At 72.5% G+C, this 22156-nt stretch carries 25 protein-coding genes; 11 read left to right on the forward strand and 14 right to left on the reverse strand.

Translation table 11 applies throughout. The features are described 5' to 3' along the window. Positions 1–12 precede the first annotated feature (12 nt). Both tuf and ACF08B_RS35690 read right to left on the reverse strand, forming a co-directional pair. Positions 13–1185 carry an elongation factor Tu gene (gene tuf / locus ACF08B_RS35685; RefSeq protein WP_392321200.1) on the reverse strand — a complete coding sequence of 391 codons (1173 nt, stop codon included), beginning with the start codon at positions 1183–1185 and terminating at the stop codon, positions 13–15. A 305-nt stretch (positions 1186–1490) separates the two neighbouring features. Further along, positions 1491–2213 carry a DNA alkylation repair protein gene (locus ACF08B_RS35690; RefSeq protein ID WP_392321201.1) on the reverse strand — a complete coding sequence of 241 codons (723 nt, stop codon included), beginning with the start codon at positions 2211–2213 and terminating at the stop codon, positions 1491–1493. Positions 2214–2262: 49 nt separating this feature from the next. On the opposite strand from ACF08B_RS35690, the gene ACF08B_RS35695 reads away from it, so the two are divergent. Continuing rightward, entirely contained in the window at positions 2263–3033 is a 771-nt protein-coding gene (locus tag ACF08B_RS35695; protein WP_392321202.1) for a TVP38/TMEM64 family protein, read from the forward strand. A 714-nt stretch (positions 3034–3747) separates the two neighbouring features. Here ACF08B_RS35695 and ACF08B_RS35700 read toward each other — a convergent pair. Then, positions 3748–4917: a thiolase family protein gene (locus tag ACF08B_RS35700; RefSeq protein ID WP_392321203.1), complete on the reverse strand. Its 1170-nt coding sequence runs from the start codon at positions 4915–4917 to the stop codon at positions 3748–3750. Positions 4918–5069: 152 nt separating this feature from the next. Here ACF08B_RS35700 and ACF08B_RS35705 point away from each other — a divergent pair, with 152 nt between their 5' ends. The 6 genes from ACF08B_RS35705 to lnt all read left to right on the forward strand — a co-directional run bounded on the left by ACF08B_RS35705 (position 5070) and on the right by lnt (position 9882). Then, positions 5070–5540, forward strand: a complete 471-nt coding sequence (locus tag ACF08B_RS35705; RefSeq protein ID WP_392321204.1) for a winged helix-turn-helix transcriptional regulator — start codon at positions 5070–5072, stop codon at positions 5538–5540. 153 nt (positions 5541–5693) lie between these two features. After that, positions 5694–6569, forward strand: a complete 876-nt coding sequence (locus tag ACF08B_RS35710; protein WP_392321205.1) for an undecaprenyl-diphosphate phosphatase — start codon at positions 5694–5696, stop codon at positions 6567–6569. Between the two features lie 31 nt (positions 6570–6600). Next, the gene (locus ACF08B_RS35715) at positions 6601–7116 is read left to right on the forward strand and encodes a DUF1877 family protein (RefSeq protein WP_392321206.1); all 516 of its coding nucleotides are present in this window, start codon (positions 6601–6603) and stop codon (positions 7114–7116) included. A 95-nt stretch (positions 7117–7211) separates the two neighbouring features. Beyond that, positions 7212–7391 (forward strand): hypothetical protein, encoded by a 180-nt coding sequence (locus ACF08B_RS35720; RefSeq protein WP_073895166.1) that lies wholly within the window; start codon positions 7212–7214, stop codon positions 7389–7391. Positions 7392–7678: 287 nt separating this feature from the next. After that, positions 7679–8161, forward strand: coding sequence for a nuclear transport factor 2 family protein (locus ACF08B_RS35725; protein WP_392321207.1), 483 nt, complete (start codon positions 7679–7681; stop codon positions 8159–8161). Between the two features lie 146 nt (positions 8162–8307). Beyond that, entirely contained in the window at positions 8308–9882 is a 1575-nt protein-coding gene (gene lnt, locus ACF08B_RS35730; protein WP_392321208.1) for an apolipoprotein N-acyltransferase, read from the forward strand. Here lnt and ACF08B_RS35735 read toward each other — a convergent pair. Further along, positions 9800–10711, reverse strand: coding sequence for a Gfo/Idh/MocA family protein (locus tag ACF08B_RS35735; protein WP_392321209.1), 912 nt, complete (start codon positions 10709–10711; stop codon positions 9800–9802). The genes lnt and ACF08B_RS35735 overlap by 83 nt on opposite strands. Beyond that, entirely contained in the window at positions 10708–11898 is a 1191-nt protein-coding gene (locus ACF08B_RS35740) for an FAD-dependent monooxygenase (protein ID WP_392321210.1), read from the reverse strand. The genes ACF08B_RS35735 and ACF08B_RS35740 overlap by 4 nt, the downstream gene beginning before the upstream one ends. An 84-nt stretch (positions 11899–11982) precedes the next feature. Here ACF08B_RS35740 and ACF08B_RS35745 point away from each other — a divergent pair, with 84 nt between their 5' ends. Then, positions 11983–12600, forward strand: a complete 618-nt coding sequence (locus ACF08B_RS35745; protein WP_392321211.1) for a TetR/AcrR family transcriptional regulator — start codon at positions 11983–11985, stop codon at positions 12598–12600. 147 nt (positions 12601–12747) lie between these two features. Next, the gene (locus ACF08B_RS35750; RefSeq protein ID WP_392321212.1) at positions 12748–13215 is read left to right on the forward strand and encodes a hypothetical protein; all 468 of its coding nucleotides are present in this window, start codon (positions 12748–12750) and stop codon (positions 13213–13215) included. A gap of 36 nt (positions 13216–13251) precedes the next feature. Here the strand turns inward: ACF08B_RS35750 and ACF08B_RS35755 are convergent, their stop codons facing one another. From ACF08B_RS35755 to ACF08B_RS35785, 7 genes are all read right to left on the reverse strand, one after another. Beyond that, complete coding sequence (locus ACF08B_RS35755; protein ID WP_093479327.1) at positions 13252–13767, reverse strand: tetratricopeptide repeat protein; 516 nt, start codon at positions 13765–13767, stop codon at positions 13252–13254. A 100-nt stretch (positions 13768–13867) separates the two neighbouring features. Further along, entirely contained in the window at positions 13868–14551 is a 684-nt protein-coding gene (gene ung, locus ACF08B_RS35760) for a uracil-DNA glycosylase (protein WP_392321213.1), read from the reverse strand. 93 nt (positions 14552–14644) lie between these two features. Continuing rightward, positions 14645–16222 carry an ABC transporter substrate-binding protein gene (locus ACF08B_RS35765; RefSeq protein WP_392321214.1) on the reverse strand — a complete coding sequence of 526 codons (1578 nt, stop codon included), beginning with the start codon at positions 16220–16222 and terminating at the stop codon, positions 14645–14647. A 202-nt stretch (positions 16223–16424) separates the two neighbouring features. Next, positions 16425–17183: an SDR family oxidoreductase gene (locus ACF08B_RS35770; RefSeq protein WP_392321215.1), complete on the reverse strand. Its 759-nt coding sequence runs from the start codon at positions 17181–17183 to the stop codon at positions 16425–16427. A 21-nt stretch (positions 17184–17204) separates the two neighbouring features. Next, a complete protein-coding gene (gene fabG / locus ACF08B_RS35775; RefSeq protein WP_392321216.1) occupies positions 17205–17966 on the reverse strand; it encodes a 3-oxoacyl-ACP reductase FabG in 762 nt (253 codons plus the stop codon). 148 nt (positions 17967–18114) lie between these two features. Next, positions 18115–18543 carry a DUF3037 domain-containing protein gene (locus ACF08B_RS35780; RefSeq protein WP_392321251.1) on the reverse strand — a complete coding sequence of 143 codons (429 nt, stop codon included), beginning with the start codon at positions 18541–18543 and terminating at the stop codon, positions 18115–18117. A 17-nt stretch (positions 18544–18560) separates the two neighbouring features. Then, a complete protein-coding gene (locus ACF08B_RS35785; RefSeq protein ID WP_392321217.1) occupies positions 18561–19331 on the reverse strand; it encodes a HipA family kinase in 771 nt (256 codons plus the stop codon). Positions 19332–19504: 173 nt separating this feature from the next. Here ACF08B_RS35785 and ACF08B_RS35790 point away from each other — a divergent pair, with 173 nt between their 5' ends. Then, complete coding sequence (locus tag ACF08B_RS35790; protein ID WP_093479321.1) at positions 19505–19945, forward strand: Rieske (2Fe-2S) protein; 441 nt, start codon at positions 19505–19507, stop codon at positions 19943–19945. On the opposite strand, the gene ACF08B_RS35795 is transcribed toward ACF08B_RS35790, so the two are convergent. Further along, positions 19932–20594: a cysteine hydrolase gene (locus ACF08B_RS35795; protein WP_392321218.1), complete on the reverse strand. Its 663-nt coding sequence runs from the start codon at positions 20592–20594 to the stop codon at positions 19932–19934. The two genes, ACF08B_RS35790 and ACF08B_RS35795, sit on opposite strands and share 14 nt — an antisense overlap. Positions 20595–20743: 149 nt before the next feature. Between ACF08B_RS35795 and ACF08B_RS35800 the strand changes: the two genes are divergently transcribed. Next, the gene (locus ACF08B_RS35800) at positions 20744–21214 is read left to right on the forward strand and encodes a pyridoxamine 5'-phosphate oxidase family protein (RefSeq protein ID WP_073895197.1); all 471 of its coding nucleotides are present in this window, start codon (positions 20744–20746) and stop codon (positions 21212–21214) included. Between the two features lie 3 nt (positions 21215–21217). On the opposite strand, the gene ACF08B_RS35805 is transcribed toward ACF08B_RS35800, so the two are convergent. Beyond that, positions 21218–22120 (reverse strand): LysR family transcriptional regulator, encoded by a 903-nt coding sequence (locus ACF08B_RS35805; RefSeq protein ID WP_093479319.1) that lies wholly within the window; start codon positions 22118–22120, stop codon positions 21218–21220. Positions 22121–22156 lie beyond the last annotated feature (36 nt).

The raw sequence follows: 22156 nt of genomic DNA on the forward strand, positions 1-22156 counted from the left end.
CACTCGCCGCCCTCACTCCACGGCGGTCACGGTCCCCGCTCCCACGGTCCGCCCGCCCTCGCGGACGGCGAACCCCAGCCCGGGCTCCAGGGGGACCTCCCGGCCCAGCTCCACGGTCATCCGCACCGTCTCCCCCGGCCGGGCGACGGCCGCCTCGCCGAGGTCCACGTCCCCCACCACGTCCGCGGTACGGATGTAGAACTGCGGCCGGTACCCGGTGGCGACCGGCGTCGTGCGACCACCCTCGCGCCCCGACAGCAGGTACACCCGGGCCGAGAACCGCCGCGCCGGCACCACGCTGCCCGGCGCCGCCACCACGTGCCCGCGACGGACGGCGTCCCGGGGCACCCCGCGCAGCAGCACGGCCACGTTGTCCCCGGCCTGCGCCTCGTCCATCGGCTTGCCGAACGTCTCCAGACCGGTGACCACGGTCTCGACGTCCGCGCCGAGCACCGACACCCGGTCCCCGACGCGCAGTCTGCCGCGCTCCACGGCGCCCGTGACGACCGTGCCCCGGCCGGTGATGGTGAGCACGTTCTCCACCGGCAGCAGGAACGGGGCGTCCACGTACCGTTCCGGCATCGGCACGTAGGTGTCCACCGCGTCGAGCAGCGCCTCGATGGACGCCGTCCACCGCGGGTCGCCCTCCAGCGCCTTCAGCCCGGAGACACGGACGACGGGGACGGAGTCGCCCGGGTACCCCTGCGCGGTGAGCAGGTCGCGGACCTCCAGCTCGACCAGGTCGACGAGCTCCTCGTCCCCCGCGCCGTCGGCCTTGTTCAGCGCGACCACGATGTGGTCGACGCCCACCTGCCGGGCGAGCAGCACGTGCTCGGCGGTCTGCGGCATGATCCCGTCGAGCGCCGAGACGACGAGGACGGCCCCGTCGAGCTGCGCGGCGCCGGTGACCATGTTCTTGACGTAGTCCGCGTGGCCCGGCATGTCGACGTGGGCGTAGTGCCGGGTGTCGGTCTCGTACTCGACGTGCGCGATGTTGATGGTGATGCCGCGGGCGGCCTCCTCCGGGGCCCGGTCGATGCGGTCGAACGGCACGAACGTGCCGGTGCCGCGGTCGGCCAGGACCTTGGTGATGGCGGCGGTCAGGGTGGTCTTGCCGTGGTCGACGTGACCCATGGTGCCGATGTTCAGGTGCGGCTTGGTGCGCACGTAGGCCGTTTTGGACATGGCTGTACCTCGGAGCCTCTCCGGTCGTACGGGAACGCGGGACCCCGGTGAGTGGCCGACCCTCCCCCTGCGGGGTCCGCCGGTCGATCCGGAGAGGGTCAGCTTCGGGCGCCGTCGACAGCGGCCGTGAGGAACGGGACGGCAGCCTTCGGCGCATCCGCGACGGCGGATGCTGCGAGGAGGAAGGCGTACCGGAACATGACGTCGATCATCGCCGACGGTTTGTCCGGCGTCGAATGGTTTTTGACGGTGCGTGGGACCGCGAGCCGCCGGTGGGCGGGGCGCGGGAACCGGCCGCGGCCGGGTCAGGCGCCGATGTTCTTCAGCGCCTCCCGCACGGTCAGCGGGGCGAACCGGCCCCGCTCCCGCGTCAGCAGGTCCCGTACGGCCCCGGGGTCGGTCTTGGCGTACTCGCGCAGCGCCCAGCCGATCGCCTTGCGGATGAAGAAGTCGGGGTGGCCGGACTGGCGCAGGCAGTAGGCGAACAGCCGGTCGGCGTCGGTGCGTTCCTTGTAGCGGAGCTGGTGGAGCAGCGCCGTGCGGGCCACCCACAGGTCGTCGTCGGTGATCCAGACGTCCATGTCGGCGGTGAGTTCCGGGGCGGCGGCGACCAGCGCGCCGACGACGTGCGCGGCGAGCAGGTCGACGGTGTCCCACCAGGGGACGGTCGTGACGAGGTACCGGGTCACCGGCAGGAAGCCCGGGGAGCAGCGGGCCGCGTGCCGGCGCAGGAAGTCGACGGCGAAGTAGTGGTATTCGCGCTCGGGCAGCGCCCAGCAGCGCAGGGCGACCGCCGTGCAGTCGGCCTCGTCGGGGCGCGCGATGCCGGCCAGCACGGTGCGCGACAGGGCGCGGCGGGCGGGGGTGGGGATGCCCAGGAAGGGTGTGACGTCCTTCATGTAGGCCCCCATGACGGCCGCCCGCCCGGGATCGGCCGCGGCCGCGTAGGCGGTGGTCAGCCGGTCCAGCACGGTGTCGGCGAGAGCGCTGCTCGGTACGTCCGGCGGGGCCGCGCCTGTGACGGTCATGAGACGAACCATACGGCGATCAGACACGTTCGTCGGTTAATGTCACCGGATGCTCGATGCCAACCGCTCTGGCACCGCCACGGCCTCTCCCCGGGTCGCCGCCACGGAGCTCACCGTCCCGGTGCCGCCGCCGCTGCGTCCCGCGGGACCGGCCGCACGCTGCACACGCGTGCTGCTGTCCCCCTACGCCCGGCTCTCACTGCTCTGCGCCCTGCTCGCGGCCGCCGCCGCGTGCGTGCTGCTGTTCGAACCGCAGCGGCTGCTGACCCACGGCTGGCCGCCGCAGCTCGGCGGGGCCGCCGCGGCCGTCGTGTTCGGGGCGGCGTACGGCCTGTGCACCGTGGCGTTCGTGCCGCGCCCCCTGCTGAACCTGGCGGCGGGCGCCCTGTTCGGCTCACAGGTGGGACTGACGACGGCGCTGGCGGGCACGGTGCTCGGGGCCGGGGTGGCCTTCGGACTGGGCCGTTTCCTCGGGCAGGACGCGCTGCGCCCGCTGCTGCGGGGCCGCTGGCTGAAGGCGGCCGACGGGCAGCTCAGCCGGCACGGGTTCCGCTCCATGATGGTGGCGCGGCTGTTCCCGGGGGTGCCGTTCTGGGCGGCGAACTACTGCGCCGCCGTGTCCCGCATGGGCTGGCTGTCCTTCCTGCTGGCCACGGCACTCGGCTCGATCCCGAACACGGCCGCCTACGCGGTCGCCGGGGCCCGCGCCTCGGCCCCGACCTCCCCCGCCTTCCTGATCGCGATGGCGTGCATCGCCGTACCCGCGCTGGTGGGCACGGCGGTGGCCTGGCGCAAACGCCACCAACTGCGCGGCCACTGAGCAGCCCGACCACCACCGGGCCCGCCCTGGCAGCCCGCCACCGACGGCGAACGCCTCGGCCCGACCGCGCCGCGGTCGCCGACAACGGCCGACCGCCGGCTCGGCCGACCGGAAAGCAGCTGGAGATCACGCGGCAACAGGTCCTGCCGCCGGTGCGGGACGACCGGCGGCCGCGGAACAGTCCGGCGGCCGTTCGGACCGCGATCGGCCGGGCACGACGGCCGAGCCGCCTCGGGCCGGCCGCCGACAACGGCCCGCCCACGGCCCGACCGGCCGGAGCCGGCGAACAGCCCTGCCGCCGGCGCGGAGCGGACCGGCGGAGGGCGGAGCAGCCGGCGGGCGAGCGGCTCGGGTCGGTTGTCAGCAACGGGCCCGACCGCGGGCTCGGTCGGCCGGAACGCAGCCGGGAGAGCACACAGCCGGTGAACGGTCCTGCCGCCGGCGCGGAGCGCACCGACGGCCGGCGGAGCAGCCGGCGGGCGAGCGGCTCGGGTCGGTCGCCGACAACGGGCCCGACCGTCGGCTCGGTCGGCCGGAACGCAGCCGGGAGAGCACACAGCCGGTGAACGGTCCTGCCGCCGGCGCGGAGCGGACCGGCGGAGGGCGGAGCAGCCGGCGGGCGAGCGGCTCGGGTCGGTCGTCGGGGTCAGGTCCGGTCGGCGGGCCGGCGGCCTGACCCGCGGGCGAGAGGTCACGTGGCCGGCCCTGGAGCGCTCAGACGCCCTCCAGGATCATCGCGTTGGCCAGGCCGCCCGCCTCGCACATGGTCTGGAGGGCGTAACGGGCCCCGCGCTCGTGCATCGCGTGGACCAGGGTGGTGGTCAGGCGGGTGCCGCTGGCGCCGAGCGGGTGGCCGAGGGCGATGGCGCCGCCGTGCACGTTGACCCGGTCGAGGTCGGCGCCGGTCTCCTGCTGCCAGGCCAGAACCACACTGGAGAACGCCTCGTTGACCTCGAAGAGGTCGATGTCGCCGAGGTTCAGCCCGGCCCGGCGCAGCACCTTCTCCGTCGCCGGGATGACCCCCGTCAGCATCAGCAGCGGATCGGAACCGGTCACGGCGAAGCTGTGCAGACGGGCCAGCGGGCGCAGACCGAGCCGGGCCGCGGTCTCGCTCGAGGTGATGAGGACGGCGGAGGCGCCGTCGTTGACGGGGCTCGCGTTGCCCGCGGTGACGCTCCACTCGATCTGCGGGAAGCGCTCGGCGAAGCCGGGGTCGTAGTAGGCGGGCTTGAGTCCGGAGAGGATCTCCGGGGTGCTGCCGGGTCGTACGCACTCGTCGCGGGACACGCCGTCCAGCGGTGCCACCTCGGCGTCGAAGAGCCCCGCTTCCCACGCGGCGGCGGCCTTGTGGTGCGAGGCGACGGCGAACTCGTCCATACGCGCGCGGGTGAGCGACCACTTGGCGGAGATCAGCTCGGCGCTGATGCCCTGCGGGACCAGGCCCTCGGGGTAGCGCTCGGCGACTCCGGGGCCGAACGGGTCCTTGCCCGCGGGCACGTTCGACCACATCGGCACCCGGCTCATCGACTCCACACCGCAGGCGACCACGAGGTCGTAGGCGCCGGACATAACGCCCTGCGCGGCGAAGTGCACGGCCTGCTGGGACGAGCCGCACTGGCGGTCGACGGTGGTCGCGGGGACGGTCTCGGGGAAGCCGGCCGCGAGCACGGCGTACCGGGTGGTGTTCATGGCCTGCTCGCCGACCTGGTCGACGGTGCCGCCGATGACGTCGTCGATCAGCCCGGGATCGACGCCGGAGCGCTCGACCAGGGTGCGCAGGGTGTGCGCGAGGAGCTGGACCGGGTGGACGTGGGCGAGGGAGCCGTTCGGCTTGCCCTTGCCGATGGGCGTGCGTACGGCTTCGACGATGACTGCGTCGCGCATGGTGCGGGCCTCCTTGGCCGCCCGGTACCCACCCCCCGGAAGGAGGGTCGGCAGGGAGCGGGAGCTACCGGTGAGTAGGAAATCCGAACTCACCATAGCGCTGTGAGTTGGAAAATCAAACCCTCCAGGAGCCGACCTCCTAGACTGACCTCATGGCCGCCACGAAAGACCCGCGCCCCTGCTCGATCGCCGACGCCCTCGCGCTGGTCGGCGAGAAGTACTCCCTGCTCGTCCTGCGGGAGGTGTGCCTGGGCAACGGCCGCTTCGACCAGCTCGTGCGCAACATCGGCGCCCCCCGCGACGTCCTGGCCACACGGCTGCGCCGGCTCGTGGACGCCGGAATCCTGACCAAGCGGGTCTACAGCGAGCGCCCCCAGCGCTTCGAGTACCGGCCGACCCCGGCGGGCCTGGAGCTGGAGCCGGTCCTGATGACCCTCAAGGAGTGGGGCGACCGCCACCTCCGCCAGGGCACCGACCTGCCCATGGTCGTCGAGCACGCCTGCGGCAACGAACTGGTGCCCGTGGTCACCTGCCGGGCCTGTGGCGACCCGGTACGGCACGAGGACCTCACGGCCCACCCCCAGGCGCCGGGATGGACGGTCTCGGGACCGACCGCGGCCTGAATCACGCCCCTGCCGGAACACGCCGAGCTGATCGAACTGCCGTCCAACCCCCGTTGCCCCGCCGTCGCCCGGGCCCGCTACGCTGCCTTCGTCACATGATCAGCACGTCTCGCTCCGGCCTTTCACCCCTCAGCACTTGGACGCCGTACCTCCATGTCTTGGTTTGAATCCCTCGTCCTCGGACTCGTCCAGGGGCTGACCGAGTTCCTGCCCGTCTCCTCCAGCGCCCACCTGCGGCTGACCGCGGCGTTCTCGGGCTGGGAGGACCCCGGTGCGGCCTTCACGGCGATCACGCAGATCGGTACGGAGACCGCGGTCCTGATCTACTTCCGCAAGGACATCGGCCGTATCGTCTCCGCCTGGTTCCGCTCGCTGTTCGACAAGGCCCTGCGCCAGGACCACGACGCCCAGATGGGCTGGCTGGTGATCGTCGGCTCGATCCCGATCGGTGTGCTGGGTCTGACGCTGAAGGACCAGATCGAGGGGCCGTTCCGGGATCTGCGGATCACCGCCACGATGCTCATCGTCGTCGGCGTCGTCATCGGCATAGCCGACCGGCTGGCGGCCCGGGACGAGACGGGCGGCCGGCACCGGGCGCCCAAGCAGCGCAAGTCCCTGGAGAACCTGAGCGTCAAGGACGGCCTGGTGTTCGGCCTGTGCCAGGCCTGCGCCCTCGTCCCGGGCGTCTCCCGCTCCGGCGCGACCATCAGCGGCGGCCTGTTCATGGGCTACCGGCGCGAGGCGGCGGCCCGTTACTCCTTCCTGCTGGCCATCCCGGCGGTGCTCGCGTCCGGGGCCTTCGAGGTGAAGGACTCGGTGAGCGAGGGTCATGTGGCCTGGGGCCCGACGCTGTTCGCGACGGTGATCGCGTTCGCCTCGGGGTACGCGGTCATCGCGTGGTTCATGAAGTGGATCTCCAACAAGAGCTTCATGCCGTTCGTCTGGTACCGCATCGCCCTCGGCGTCGTCATCATCGCCCTGGTCTCGGCGGATGTGCTGAGCCCGCACGCGGCGGAATCGGCGAGCTGACGCCGGACCCCGCGGGCTACGCTCCGGACGCATGGCCCTCACCCAGCAGTTCGCCCGCATCACCCCGGCCCATCTGGAGCGCTGCCGCGCCTCGGCACTCGACTCGGTGGAGGCGAAGCCGGGTTGGGACCCGCCGGCGCACCACACCCTGGACGCGGACTGGGCGCTGTGGGGCCTGAAGTGGTACTGCCGTGACCGGCTCGGGGACACCGCGGCGGACCGACTGCTGGACAGGGTGACCAGCGGCGACCCCGGCGGGGACGTGGAGTTCCTCGACCACCCGGAGGTCTACGACGGGTACGACGGCCCGCCCCGACTCCTGTCACCGGCCGCCGTTTCGGACATCTCCCGCGCCCTCGACGAGTTCGCCCTGGACGATGTCCTCGCCACCCTGCCGGCGGACCCCTCCGCAGCGGCCGCGGCCTGCGGGTTCGACGGTTTCCGGGGTGACGTACGCGCGTACCTGAGCCGGTACTTCACCGTCACGAGCACGTTCTTCAGGACGGCCGCCCAGCACGGCATGTGCGTTCTGGTCTGGGTCGACTGAAGGGCGGCGGGAGGGCGTCGGCGGTGACCAACCGCATACCTTCTGTGTAGCCATGCGGTAGCGCAGTGTCAGTGCTTGCCCCTAGGCTTGTCCGCATGTCCCCCGATTCCATGCCCTCTGGTTCCGTGCGCTCCGCCGCCGAGCTGAACGAGCAGATCCGGGCGCTGTGGCTGCGTGCGGGCGGCACCCTGTCGGCACAGGAGCGCGCGGAGTACGAACTGCTGGTGGTCAAATGGGCCGAAGCGATCCGCACCCGCGTCATCGAAGCGGCCTGAGCCGCGTAACCGTCCGGCGAGGCGCCCCACCGACGCCGGCACGTCGTGCCCACCGGAACGGCTACCGCCAGAGGTCGGCGCCGTCACCGGCGGCCTGGAGGAGCTCGTCACGGACTACGGCATCGAGGTGGAGTAGGCCATGGCGCACAGGGACGCGTCGGAAACGCGGTTCGTTCTCGACGGTGTGTTCGTGCGCACGGGCGGGTTCGCGTTCCGGTCACACCACGCGGCACCCGATCTGGGGCGTCCCTCTTGGCTCCGCGCCGCCCATGCCCAAAACTGTGCCGATGACGCAGCGCGCTGAGCTCGCCACCGTAGTGGACCGTCTGGCCGTGGACGAGTTGATCACCGAGTACGCGGGGGCGGTGGACGACGGCGACTGGACGGTGTACCGCCGGCTGTTCACCGCCGACGGGCGGGCCGACTACCGCTCGGCCGGCGGCATCGAGGGCGACGCGGCACAGGTCGCCGGATGGCTGGCCGAGAGCCTGGCCCTCTTCGACATGCGCCAGCACCTGATCGTGAACCGGCGGGTGCGGTTCGGCCTCCTGGACCACGACACCGGAGACACCGCCCGGGTGCGCGCCGACTACCTCAACCCGATGCGGTTCACGTCCGACGGCGGCCCCGCCGCGCCCGACCTGGTGTGCGGCGGGCGCTACGACTTCGGGCTCCTGCGCACACGGGAGGGCTGGCGGCTCAGCGAGGTCGTCGTCCACGAGAAGTGGCGCCGCCTGCCCGAACGCAGCCCCGCGGACCTGCGGGACTGAGCACTCGGTGGGTGCGGTGCCGGGTCCCCGGCACCGCACCCACCGGCCCCGCTCCCCCGCCACGCACCGCTCCCCCGCGACGACGCACTGTCGGAGATCCGACGCGACGCGCACACTGGAGCCAGTGCTGGGTAAAGAGGGTCCTTATGAGGACGATCGACCACTGGCTCACCTCCCCCTGGCGGCGCTCCGGTGCCGCCGCCCTCGCGGGTGCCCTGCCCGTGCTCGCGTTCCCGGCCCCCTCCCTGTGGTGGTTCGCGTACGTGGCACTGGTCCCCTGGATCCTGCTGGCCCGCTCGGCGCCGACGGCACGGCGGGCGGCGTACGACGGATGGTGGGGCGGCTTCGGTTTCCTGGTCGCGGTGCACAACTGGCTGCTGCCGAGCCTGCACGTGTTCATCTTTCTCATAGCCGTCCTGCTGGGCGCGCTCTGGGCTCCCTGGGGCATGCTGATCCGCCGCTTCCTGGGCGGGGCTCCGTCACCGGGCCGGGGCGCCGCCGCGCTGCTGGTACTGCCGTCGGCCTGGCTGGCGGTGGAGCTGGTGCGGTCCTGGCAGGGGCTGGGCGGACCGTGGGGCATGCTGGGCTCCAGCCAGTGGCAGGTGGGCCCGGCGCTGCGACTGGCCTCGGTCGGCGGGGTGTGGCTGCTCAGTTTCCTGGTGGTGGCGGTCAACGTGGCCCTGGCCGTCCTGCTGTCCGTGCGCGAGTCGCGGGTGCCGGCCGTGGCCTCCCTGGTCGCCACGGCCGCAGCGACCTCGGCGGCGTGGGCGTGGGCACCGCACCCGGACGTCGACGGGCGGGTGCGGATCGCCGTCGTCCAACCGGGCGTCGTGGACGGGCAGGACAGCGGCGACAAGCGCTTCGACCGCGAGGAGCAGCTGACCCGGCGGCTCGCCGGCCAGGACGTCGACCTCGTCGTGTGGGGTGAGTCCAGTGTGGGCTTCGACCTGGGGGACCGGCCCGACCTGGCCCGGCGGGTCGCGGCGCTGTCCCGCGACACCGGCGCCGACGTGCTGGTGAACGTGGACGCCCGCCGCTCCGACCGGCCCGGGATCTACAAGAGTTCGGTACTGATCGGCCCGGACGGCCCGACCGGTCAGCGGTACGACAAGATGCGCCTGGTGCCGTTCGGTGAGTACATACCGGCCCGCTCGCTGCTGGGCTGGGCCACCTCGGTCGGCAAGGCGGCGGGCGAGGACCGCAGGCGCGGCACCGAGCAGGTCGTGATGAACGTCGGGCACGGGCTGCGGATCGGTCCGCTGGTGTGCTTCGAGACGGCGTTCCCGGACATGAGCCGGCATCTCACGGAGGACGGCGCGGACCTCCTCCTCGGGCAGACCTCCACGTCCTCGTTCCAGCACAGTTGGGCTCCGGAGCAGCACGCCTCGCTGGCGGCGCTGCGCGCGGCGGAGACCGGCCGTCCGATGGTGCACGCCACGCTCACCGGCGTCTCGGCCGTGTACGGACCGGGCGGACAGCGCCTCGGCCCGTGGCTCGGCACGGACGCGAGCACCGCGCGCGTGTACGACGTACCGCTCGCGCACGGCGTCACGCCGTACGTCCGCTACGGCGACTGGCCGGTGCACGGAGCGCTGCTGGTGCTGGCCGCGCTGTGCGGGGCGGAGGGGGTGCGGGCGCTCAGGCTGCGCCGGAACGGTCCTGAACCGCTCGTACCACGCGCTCGCACAGTTCATGAGTCGCCAGCGCGTCCCGGGCGCTGAGCACCTTCCCGGCGCGTACGGCGTCGAGGAAGGCGAGGACCGCCTGCTCGATGCCGCGTTGCCGGGCCACGGGCACCCAGTCGCCGCGGCGGCGGACGGTCGGCTGGCCCTTGTGGTCGATCACCTCGGCGAGGTTGAGCACCTGGCGCTTGGTGTCCTGCCCGGAGACCTCGAGGATCTCCTCGGCCGAGCCGCTGAGCCGGTTCATCACGCCGAGCGCGGTGAAGCCGTCCCCGCCGAGCTGGAGGACGAGGTGGTGCAGCAGCCCGTCCTCGACGCGGGCGCGCACGGTGACGTCGTCGACCGGACCCGGCACCAGGAACCGCAGGGTGTCGACGACGTGGATGAAGTCGTCGAGGATCATCGAGCGGGCTTCCTCGGGCAGCCCGATCCGGTTCTTCTGCATGAGGATCAGCTCACGCGGGTGGTCCGCGCACTGCGCGTAACCCGGGGCGTAGCGCCGGTTGAAGCCGACGGACAGCGTAACTCCGCGCCGCTCGGCGAGGGCCACCAGCCGTTCGGACTCGGCGAGTTCGTAGGCGAGGGGCTTGTCCACGTACGTCGGCACGCCCGCCTCCAGCAGCCGTGTGACGATCTCCGGGTGGACGGCGGTGGGCGCGTGCACGAAGGCCGCGTCGAGGCCGGCGGCGAGCAGCGAGTCCAGGCTCGTGTGCCGCTGGTCCTCGGGCAGGTGCAGGGTGTCCGCGACCCGGTGCAGGGTCGCGGGCGTACGGGTCTGCAGATGCAGGTCGACTCCCGGCTGCGTGCCCAGCACCGGCAGGTACGCCTTCTGCGCGATGTCCCCGAGTCCGATGCAGCCGACCTTCACGTGCGCTCCCTGTCCCGCTTGCCTGCGTGTGTCTGATCGGCAGCATACGGGGGCCGCCAGTCGGCGATGCCGTCGAAGCCGCGCAGGAACAGCGCCGGTCCGGCCTTGGACAGGGCGGCGACCGCGGTGTCGCGTACGGCGACGACGGCGCGGCCGCCCGCCATGTTGAGGCGGGCCACCCTGACCGCCTGGCGGGCGATCGCGGTCGTGCGGGGCAGCCGGGCGGCGGTGTAGGCGGGCAGGTCGGCGGCGTGGTGGGCGAGGACCACGGCGTCCTCGATGGCCTGGTTGCCGCCCTGCCCGAGGGTCGGCGGCATGGCGTGGGCCGCGTCGCCGAGGAGGGCGACCCGGCCACGGTGGTGGGCGGGCAGGGGCCGGGCGATGTGGTGGACGTCGTGCCGGAGCACGTCCTCGGGGCGGGCGGCGGCGAGGACGGAGGGGATCGGCTGGTGCCAGTCGCCGTACCGGCGCAGGAGTTCGGCCCGCTCGTCGTCCGGGGCCCGCTCCCCCGCCGGGGCCGTGGCGGCGGCGTAGGCGTAGACCCGGCCGTCCTTCAGCGGGTGGGTGCCCCAGATGTGGCCGCGGCCCCAGGTCTCGTGCGAGGCGAACTCCACACCGGGCACCGGGATCAGCACGCGCCAGGTGGTGAACCCGGCGTACACGGCGCCGGGGTGCTCGGGGAACAGGGTGCCGCGGACCCGCGAGTGGACGCCGTCCGCGCCCACCACCAGGTCGGCCTCCAGCTCCGTCGTGCCGGTGGTCACCCGGGCGGGCCGGGTGCGGTCGCCCGGGTCGGCGAGGGTGGCGGCGGCCGCGGTGCGCACGGTGCCGGGCGGGAGCAGGGCGGCGAGCCGGTCGACGAGGGTGGCGCGGGGCAGCAGGACCAGCGGGCCGCCGAATCGGGCTTCGGCGGCCTCGGCGCTGGAGCGGGACAGCCAGCGTCCGCGTGGGGTGCGCAGTCCGCCGTCGCCCTGCCAGGCGGCGAGGTCGCGGATCTCGTCGCCGATGCCGAGGACGTCCAGGGCGCGCAGGGCGTTGGGGGCGAGCGAGATGGCCGCGCCGACGGGCTCCAGCGAGGGGGCCCGCTCCAGGACGGTCACGTCGAGGCCGCGCCGGTGCAGGGCCGCGGCCGCGGTCAGACCTCCGATCCCGCCGCCGATGACGATCGCGCGCGTCGGCTGTGCCATGGCTCTCCCCCTGCCCTCTCGGACTACATCTGTAGTACGGGTTGACGATACTACAGCCGTAGTGAAGTGGGTAGGGTCGTCCCCATGTCCGTGAGCACACCCAGCACGCCGAGCACCCCGAGCTCCTCCGGGGCCTCCCGCGCCGACTTCGTCGCCGACACCGCCCTCACCCTGCTGGCCGAGCGCGGTATGCGTGGGCTGACCCACCGGGCGGTGGACGAGGCGGCGGGGCTGCCGCTCGGTTCGACGTCGAACGTGGCGCGGACCCGGCAGGCGCTGCTCGAACTCGCGGTGCGGCGGCACGCCGAGCGGGAGGCCCGGGTGCTCGCCGTCCAGGAGATGCCGGAGCCGGGCGGCGGGCTCGACGCGCTGGCGCAGGGGCTCGCACTCGCCGTCCACCGTTCCCTGACCTGCGATCGCGACCTGCTGATCGCCCGCTACGAACTGGCCCTGGAAGCCACCCGCCGCCCCGAACTGCGCGCCTTCTACGACCGGACCGGTGCCGTCTTCCGGGAGCAGCTCGCCGCGATGCTCACGGCCGTCGGCTCGCCCGACCCCGCCCGGCATGTGCTGTCCCTGGTGGCCTGGGCGGACGGGCTGATGTTCTCGTGCGCGGCCGGGTCCTTCAGCACCGAGGTGCCGGACGCGGAGGCGATCCGCACGGGCCTGCGGGAACTGCTGGCGGGCATGCTGGGCCGGTGAGACCCCCGGGGAGAGGCGTCCCCGCGGCGCCGGACGTCACCCTCGGTCCTCCGAAGACCTTCGTACGGGGCACGAGATCACCCGTGCGGGGGCCCGTCGTCCACTCCCTGCTGCCGAGCCGGTACCCGAACCACCAGAGTGGCGCGGGTGCATCGATCGACCACCACCGCAGCGCTCCTCGTCAGCGTGGCCGTCTCGGCCCTCTCCGGCTGTATGACGGTCCAGCGTCAGGCGGCACCGGGACCGCCACCGGACACGGCGCGGGCCCAGCCGACGGCGGCCCGGCCGGACGGCAGCGCGGAGCCCCGGGTGGTGCAGGCACCGGCACGGGAGGCACTGGAGATGGTCGGCCCGTCCCGGCACCCCGCGCACTCCGCACCCCGGGCCCCGCACCCCGCGGCCGCGCCGCCGGTCGCGCACCGGGCGCCCGCCCCGCCGGCGCCCCGGCCCGAGCGGCGGCGGGCGGACGGCCACCGGCACACGGGCGTCGATGTCCCGGACCTCTCACACCCCGCCCCGGAGGCCCCGGACGTGTGCGCTCTCGGGAGGCGGTACGGCGGCTGGCGCGGCGACAGCCCCGCATCGGTCATCTGCGAACGGGCCTACGGGCACTGAGCGGGCCATCGGACCCGGAGGGCCCGGTCCGCCGTCCTAACTGGGCCGCTGCCGAGGCGGCCCCCACAGATCCCCGCCCGCCGCGCCGTCCTCACCCAGCCGCAGTTCCAGCCGGCCGATCGCGGCCCGGACCCCGCTGCCGTAGCCGTCGTCGGCCAGTGCGCCCGCTGCGGTCCGGGCCCGGCGCAGATGACTGCGGGCGGCCTCCGCACGGCCGAGCTTGACGTAGTCGGCGGCCAGGTTCAGATGCAGGGAGGGCAGGAACCCCCGCACGCTCGGCGGATCGCCGCCGCGGCCGTCCGCCAGTTCCTCCGCCGCCGACAACGCCCTGAGGTCCCAGGCCAGTTCGTCCGCCGGATCGTCCTGGGTGTCGGCGAGGTAGTGGGCGAGGGTGCATCGGTGCAGGGGGGTGCCGTCCTCGCCGATCTCGGCCCACAGGTCCAGGAAGCGGCTGCGGGCCTCCTCGCGGTCACCGCCGTGGTGGAGCATCACGACCTGACCGATCCGTGTCAGCACGGCGTCCGGTGCCGCCTGCTCCTGTCGCTCCGCCACGGTGTCCCTCCGGGACGTCGGCAATGATCCACTGCCGACGCTAACCGGCGCCGTGGGGATATCCGGTCAGGCGGCGCCGTCGCGCCAGGGCCGGCGGCCGTCAGCCCAGGTTCGGGATGGTCCAGTCGATGGGCTGGTGGCCCTGCCGGGCGATCGCCTCGTCGATCTGGGTGAAGGGGCGCGAGCCGAAGAACTTCTTCGCCGACAGCGGCGACGGGTGCGCGCCCTTGACCACGATGTGCCGGGTCTCGTCGATCAGCGGGAGCTTCTTCTGCGCGTAGTTGCCCCACAGGACGAAGACCGCCGGGTCCGGCCGGGAGACCACCGCGCGGATCACCGCGTCCGTGAACTTCTCCCAGCCCTTGCCCTTGTGCGAGTTGGCCTCGCCGGCCCGGACCGTGAGGACCGCGTTGAGCAGCAGTACGCCCTGCTGTGCCCACGGCATCAGGTAGCCGTTGTCCGGGACGGGCAGGCCCAGCTCCTCCTTCATCTCCTTGTAGATGTTCCGCAGGGAGGGCGGGGTCTTCACCCCCGGGCGGACCGAGAAGCACAGGCCGTGGCCCTGGCCCTCGCCGTGGTACGGGTCCTGGCCCAGGACGAGGACCTTGACCTGCTCGTACGGCGTGGCGTCCAGCGCGGCGAAGACCTCCTCGCGCGGCGGATAGACAGGGCCGTTCGCCCGCTCCTCCTCGACGAACTCGGTCAGCTCCTTGAAGTAGGGCTGCTCCAGCTCGTCGCCCAGAACCCCGCGCCAGGACTCGGGCAGCATGGCGATGTCGGTCACGTCAACGTCCTCACGATGTCGATCAACTACGGCCTGCGGTCACTGCTCCAGAACCTACAGGCGACCACTGACAACGGCTGCCGCGAGGGCCGTTCACCAACTGGTCTTGCGGTGCAGTCTCCACATCATCATGATCGTCGACGGGTCGAGGGCCTGCTCACCGCCGGAGACGTCGTCGCTGGCCGCCACGTACTGCCGGCCCTGCCACAGCGGGATCAGCCGGGCGTCGTCGACCATGACCTGCTGGGCCTGCTCCATGTCCTTGACCGTCTGGGCACGGTCGCTCTCCGCGCGCGAGTGGGGCAGCAGCCGGTCGGTGATCTCCTTGGCCGGGTAGGGCGTGCCGAGCGCGTTCTTCTCGCCGACGAACGGGGCGATGAAGTTGTCCGCGTCCGGGAAGTCCGGGAACCAGCCGCGGCCGAACACCGGGTACTCGCCCTTCTGGTAGCCGACCACATAGGTCTTCCAGGGGCGGCTCTTGAGGGTGATGGTGAACAGGCCCGAGGCCTCCAGCTGCCGCTTGATCTCCTTGAACATCAGTGCCGTCTCGGAGCCGTAGCGGTCCGTGGTGTACCAGAGGGTGAGCGGGACGGGACGGGTGATGCCCGCGTCGGTGAGTATCTTGCGCGCCTTGGAGACGCTCGGGTCCCCGTAGTCGTCGAAGAAGCTGGTGGCGTGGCCGGTGAGGCCCTTGGGGACCATCGAGTACAGCGGGTCGACGGTGTCGCGGTAGACCTTGTGCGAGATCGCGCCGCGGTCCACGACCTGGGCGATGGCCTTGCGCACCGCGGGCTGCTTGGCCCAGGGGTCCTTGGGGTTGAACACCAGGTAGCTGATGTCGGTGCCGGCGCCGTCGACCAGTTGCAGGTCGGCGGTGTCGTGCTGCTGCAGGGCGATGATGTCGTCGGCGGCGAGGCCGCGGTAGGTGACGTCGATCTGCTTGTCCCGCAGCGCCTTGACCATGGTGGACGAGTCCTGGAAGTAGCGGATGGTCACCGCGTCGTTCTGCCGGTCGGCGAAGCCCCTGTAGTTGCCGTTGCTGACGAGGACGGCCTGCTTGCCCTCCTCGTAGGACTGGAGCTTGTACGGTCCGGAGCCGTAGACCTTGGTGTCCTTGCGCAGGGAGTTGGCCGGGTAGTCGTCCGGGTCGACGATCGACATGGCGGGGGTGGCCAGCACGAACGGGAAGGTGGCGTCCGACTGGTTGAGGTGGAAGATCACCTCGCGGTCGCCGGAGACCTGGACGCGGTCCAGGCTGCCGAGCAGCCCCGCGGGCCCGCCGGGGGCGTTGATGGTGCGGATGCGGTCGATGGAGTGCTGGACGGCCTCCGCGTTCAGCGGGTCCCCGTCGGCGAACTTCATCCCCGAGCGCAGCTTGCAGCGGTAGGTGCGGCTGCTGTTGTCGGTGAAGGCGCAGCTCTCGGCGGCGTCGGGCTGCGGGGTGGTGGCGCCGCTGGGGTAGGCGAGGAGCGTCTGGAAGATGTTGCGGTACAGCTCCCAGGAGCCGTCCCACGCTCCGGCCGGGTCCAGCGTGCTGGGCGCGCTGGTGGTGCCCACGACGATCGGCCCCTCGCTGTCGGGGTCGCCGTCGGACAGCAGACTGCAGCCGGTCACCAGGGATATGGACGCGATCGCCGCGACTCTCCGCAGGAATCGGTTCCGGTTGAACACGCGCACGCTCCTCGATCTGCCATACCAAGGGTCGGCAGACCATACCGCAGCGTCCGGGCCCCTGAACCTCCTCTGAAGCACGCGTTCTTGATCGATTGCGCGATGACTACGTTGTCATGCCGCTGGATGTATCTCCAGAGGCGTTTCGGGCGCCGTTCCGCGGGGAAACGGCGCCCGATACGGACGTCCGGCAGTCGGACGGTCAGACGCCGGCGTTGAGGAAGAGGCCGCCGTCGACGACGAGCGTCTGGCCGGTGACCCAGTCCGACTGCTCCGAGGTGAGGAACGCCGCCGCGCCGCCGATGTCGGAGGGCACGCCGAGCCGGGCGAGCGGGTAGGAGGCGGCCGCCTCCTCCTCGCGGCCCTCGTACAGGGCCTGCGCGAACTTGGTCTTGATCACCGCCGGGGCGATCGCGTTGACCCGCACCTTCGGCGCGAACTCGTGCGCCAGCTGCTGGGTCAGGTTGATCATCGCGGCCTTGCTGACGCCGTAGGCGCCGATGAACGGCGAGGGCGCGAGGCCGGCGATCGAGGCGATGTTGACGATCGCGCCGCCGTTGTCCTTCTGCCAGGCGTGCCAGCTCTTCTGGGCGAAGCCGAGCGCGGAGATGACGTTGGTCTCGAAGACCTTGCGGGCGACGTTCAGGTCGAGGTCCGCGATCGGGCCGAACACCGGGTTGGTACCGGCGTTGTTGATGAGGAAGTCTAGGCGGCCGAAGGCCTCCATGGTGCGCTCGACGGCCTCGGTCTGGTGGTCGAGGTCGTGGGCCTTGCCGGCGACGCCGATGACCCGCTCGGCGCCGAGCCGGTCGACGGCCTCCTTGAGGGCGTCCTCGTTGCGGCCGGTGATGCAGACGCGGTCGCCGCGGGCGACCAGCGCCTCGGCGACGCCGTAGCCGATGCCGCGGCTGCCGCCCGTGATGAGGGCGACCCGGCCGGACAGCTCCGGAAGTTCAGTCATGTCGGTGATTCCCCAAGGTCCCTAGTCGAGCGGTCCGCCGGCGACGTACAGCACCTGGCCGGAGACGAAGCCGGCCGCCTCGCCCGTGAAGAAGGCGATGGCGTTGGCGATGTCCTCGGGCTCGCCCACGCGCTGCACCGGGATCTGGGTGGCGGCGGCGGCCTTGAAGTCGTCGAAGCCCATGCCGACGCGGTCGGCGGTGGTCTTGGTCATCTCGGTGGCGATGAAGCCGGGGGCCACGGCGTTGGCGGTGATGCCGAACTTGCCCAGCTCGATGGCGAGGGTCTTCGTGAAGCCCTGCAGACCGGCCTTGGCGGCTGAGTAGTTGGCCTGGCCGCGGTTGCCGAGCGCCGAGGAGGAGGAGAGGTTGACGACCCGGCCGAAGCCGGCGTCGACCATGTGCTTCTGGACGGCCTTGGTCATCAGGAAGGAGCCGCGCAGGTGCACGTTCAGGACGGTGTCCCAGTCGGAGACGCTCATCTTGAACAGCAGGTTGTCGCGCAGCACGCCCGCGTTGTTCACGAGGATCGTCGGGGCGCCCAGCTCCTCGACGATCCGGGCGACGGCCGCCTCGACCTGCGCCTCGTCGGAGACGTCGGCGCCGATCGCGACGGCCTTGCCGCCGGCCGCGGTGATCTTCTCGACGGTGTCCTTGCAGGCGGCTTCGTCGAGGTCGATCACGGCGACCGCGCGACCCTCGGCGGCCAGCCGTACGGCGGTGGCGGCGCCGATGCCGCGCGCCGCGCCGGTGACTACCGCGACCCGCTGTTCAGTGGTGGACATTGCTGCTTCTCCTCGCCCTTGAGAGAACCTGTCGGGGCCCCCGTCGGAGGCCCCTCATGCGGTGAGCGACCGCTTAGTACCTTCAGCACCCGTGACGCTAGAAGCCCTGGCACCCGGTGTCAACGGCACATCCGGCCGGTGTGATCCATTACCTCACCAGGAGGTCCAGCAACCGTTCCGTCTCGGCGGCCGGGTCGGTGGTCAGACCGGTGTGCACGGGCCCGGGCCGGACGACGGTGGAACGCGGCGCGATCAGCCAGCGGAAGCGCCGTCCGGCGTCGTCACCGGCCGCCTGGCCGGCGCCGTCCCCGCCCGCGCACACCTTCTCCACGGCGCCGAGCGCGGCCCGGATCCCGGCGAGGTCCGCCCGCGGGTCCAGTGCCAGCAGCCGGGCCTCGTCCAGATGGGTGCGAGCGCCCACGTAGGCCCGGGCGCGGGAGTAGACGATGACGCCCGCGTTGATGCACTCGCCGCGCTCCACGCGCGGTACGACCCGCAGCAGCGCGTACTCGAACACGTCCCGGTCGCCGCCCTGGCCCGCCCGGGTGATGTGCCGCTCGGTCACATGGCCGGCCATGTGGATGTGGCGCTCGCTCACTTGCCCTCCTCGGAGCCGATGCCGGTGATGCGTCCGGCGATGACGGCGGCCCGCGCGAGCAGCGGCCGCGCGTAGGCCCGGCGCAGGTCGTCCGGGGTGTCGAAGCCGGGCTCCCCGGCGAGCCACGCCTCGGGGATCTCGGCGGTGACCTCGTCCAGCAGGTCCTGGGTGACCCTGGGTGCCAGTTCGGCCGCCGCGGCGGCGACGTCCGGGGCGAAACGGGCGAGGGCGTGGTCGGCGGCGTCGTAGGGGCGGGCCGCGGACGCCTCGGCGGAGGGCCAGTTGTGGTGCCAGATCATCGTGGCGCCGTGGTCGATGAGCCACAGTTCCTCCCGGTGCACCAGGAGGTTGGGGTTGCGCCAGGACCGGTCGACGTTGTTGATCAGCGCGTCGAACCAGACGATCCGGCCGGCCTCCTCAGCGCTCACCTCGAAGGCGAGCGGGTCGTAGCCGAGGGCACCGGACAGGAAGTCCATGCCGAGATTGGTGCCGCCGCTGCCCCGGAGCAGGTCCTGCACCTGCTGTTCGGGCTCGCCGAGCCCGAGCACCGGGTCCAGCTCGACGGTGACCAGGCGGGGCATCCGGAATCCGAGGCGCCGGGCGAGCTCGCCGCAGACCACCTCGGCGACCAGTGTCTTGCGGCCCTGTCCGGCACTGGTGAACTTCATGACGTACGTCCCGAAGTCGTCGGCCTCGACGAGTCCCGGCAGCGAGCCCCCCTCACGCAGGGGCGTGATGTAACGGGTGGCGGTGACTTCCTTGAGCATCGCCCCAGGTTACTGATCGCGGCGGGCGCGCGGCCGACAGCGGGCCCACAGCCACGGCTCACGGCCCGCTCACCACCCGGCCACAGGGATCTGGGTGCCCGTCTGAACGGCCGCGGCCCCGGGGCCGTACCCCCTGACGGATCACGTCCAGCTCCGCGGAAGGGAATGCCCACATGACCAGCGCTTCGCCCCAGCCCGCATCGGGACCGGCCCGCCGTACCGTCATGGCGGCGGCGGGAGCGGCAGGGCTCGCCGCCGCGCTGACCGCCTGCGGTTCGGGCGGCGACTCGTCCGACACCGTCGACACCGGGGCCGGGCAGGCCGCCGGCGGCACGCTCGCCAAGACCTCGGACATCCCCGAGGGGGGCGGCAAGATATTCAAGGATCAGGGTGTCGTGGTCACCCAGCCGGCGGCGGGCACGTTCAAGGCGTTCTCGTCCAAGTGCACCCACCAGGGCTGCGCGGTGGGCAGTGTGGCGGACGGCGTCATCGTCTGCCCGTGCCACAACAGCCACTTCTCGGCCGAGGACGGCAGCGTGAAGAAGGGACCGGCGACCAAGCCGCTGCCCGCGGCGAAGATCACCGTCTCCGGGGAGGACATCAAGCTGGCCTGAACGGGGTCGGCCCCGCCGGTCGCGGGAGCAGGCAGCCGAGGACGTCGTCGGTGGTCGTGACGGTGGCCACCAGTGCGAGGGTGTTGCGGATCATCGCGGGGGTGTAGTCCGCCGGCACCCCCGCGACGGCGTCGGCCGGCACGACGGCGGTGTAGCCGAGGTTCACGGCGTCGAACACCGCGTTGGGCACGGCCACGTTGGCCGAGACTCCGGTGACGACCAGCGTGCGGCAGCCGAGGTTGCGCAGCAGGGCGTCGACGCCGGTGCCGTGGATCGGGGACAGGCCGTGCAGCCGCCGTACGACGAGATCCTCCTCGGCGACCTCGATCGGAGGTGCGACCCGGACCGCGGTGGTGCCGGTCAGCTGCTGGACGGGGAGCCGCCCGGCGGCGCGGAACAGGCGGGCGTTGCGGTTCGCGCCCCGGCCGTCCGGACGGCGCTCGGCGACCGCGTGGATCACCTGGACGCCGGTCCGGTGCGCGGCGGCGACCAGCCGGGATACATTGCCCAGGGCTCCGGAGGAGCGGGCCTCGCGGGCGAGTTCGGGCAGGGCGCTGTCCGGTCCGACCACCCCCTGCTGGCACTCCACGGTGAGCAGGACGGTGTGCGCGGGGTCGAGGAGGTCGCGCAGCTGCTCGTACGACGGCATCACGCACCCTTTCACCGGGGCTCGGGGCGGTGAGAGTAGCCGCGTCCGGGCGCGGGTGGAAGACGAGCCATTCCCTTTTCTGACGTGATGTCAGAGGATCACCGGCACAGGGTGGTTCTCTGGCACGACGTGGGAGAAGAGGGGGCCGTATGACCGTCACTCAGCAGCGCCGGGGCCGGAAGATCATGATGACGCCGGGCGAGCTGGACGAGTTTCTCACCGCCCAGCGCACCTGCCGGGTCGCGACCGTCTCGGCGGACGGCGCACCGCACGTGAGCGCGCTGTGGTTCGCCTGGGACGGGACGTCGCTGTGGTTGTACTCGGTGGTGCGCAGCAGGCGCTGGGCGCAGTTGCGCCGCGATCCGCGCGTGGCGGTCGTGGTCGACTCGGGCGAGGAGTACGACCAGTTGCGCGGCGTCGAGCTGGCCGGCCGGGTGGAGTTCGTGGGCGAGGTGCCGCGCACCGGTGAGCTGTGCGCCGAGCTCGACACGGCCGAGACGCTGTTCGCCCGGAAGAACTTCGGCCTGGACGAGATGCCGCACGACGGCCGGCACGCCTGGGCCCGGCTGACCCCGGAGAAGATCGTCTCCTGGGACTTCCGGAAGCTGGGCGGGGCGTAGGGGTCAGTCGAGCCGGCGGGCCGCCGAGCGCAGGGCCTCGACCGCCGCGCGGATCGAGGGCCGGCGGTCGGCGTCCGCCCGCCAGACGACGTACACATGGCGACGGATCCGCTGCCGCAACGGGACCAGGACCAGGCCCTCGGGCACGGGACGGCGGCCGAGCAGCGGGGCGATGCACACCCCGAGCCCGGCGGCGACCAGGCCGAGCTGGGTGTGGGTCTCGCCGGCGCGGTGACCGATGATCGGCTCGATGCCCTTGGACCGCAGCGTGAACATCAGCCACTCGTGGCAGAACTCGCCCTCGCCCCAGGTGATCCACTCGTCCTCGGCGAACTCGGCGAGGTCCACCTCGTCCCGGCCGGCGAGCCGGTGCCCGGCGGGCATGGCGACTTCCGCGGGATCGTCCAGCAGGGGCGCCTTGACCAGGCCGTCCGGCACGGGCATCGGCTTGTTGTACCAGTCCAGGACGACCGCCAGGTCGAGATCGCCGCGCACCACCCCGGCGACGCCCTTTTCCGGCTCCAGCTCGCTGGAGCGCAGGCGCAACCCGGGATGCTGGGCGCGCAGGGTGGCCAGCGCGGCCGGGAACAGGCCGCGGGCGGCGGTCGGGAAGGCCGAGAGCCGGAGTTCGCCCACGACCTGGCCGCGGTGCGCCTCCAGGTCGGACTCGGCCAGCTCGACCTGCGACAGGATGCGCCCCGCGTGCTCCGAGAGCAGCCGGCCGGCGTCCGTGAGGCGTACGCCGCGCCCGTTCTTGGCGAGGAGCCGCTGGCCGATCTCCCGCTCCAGCTTGCTCAGCTGCTGGGAGACCGCGGACGTGGTGACGTGCAGCGCCTCGGCCGCCGCACTGACCGAGCCGTGCCGGGCCAGGGCGTCCAGGGTGCGCAGGCGCTCGAAGTTCAACATGTAAGAGATACTAAGAGGTATCGAGTGACAATTCTC

Origin of the sequence: Streptomyces sp. NPDC015139, from assembly GCF_043079785.1 — a bacterium.
In the GTDB taxonomy this organism is placed as follows: Bacteria; Actinomycetota; Actinomycetes; order Streptomycetales; family Streptomycetaceae; genus Streptomyces; species Streptomyces albidocamelliae.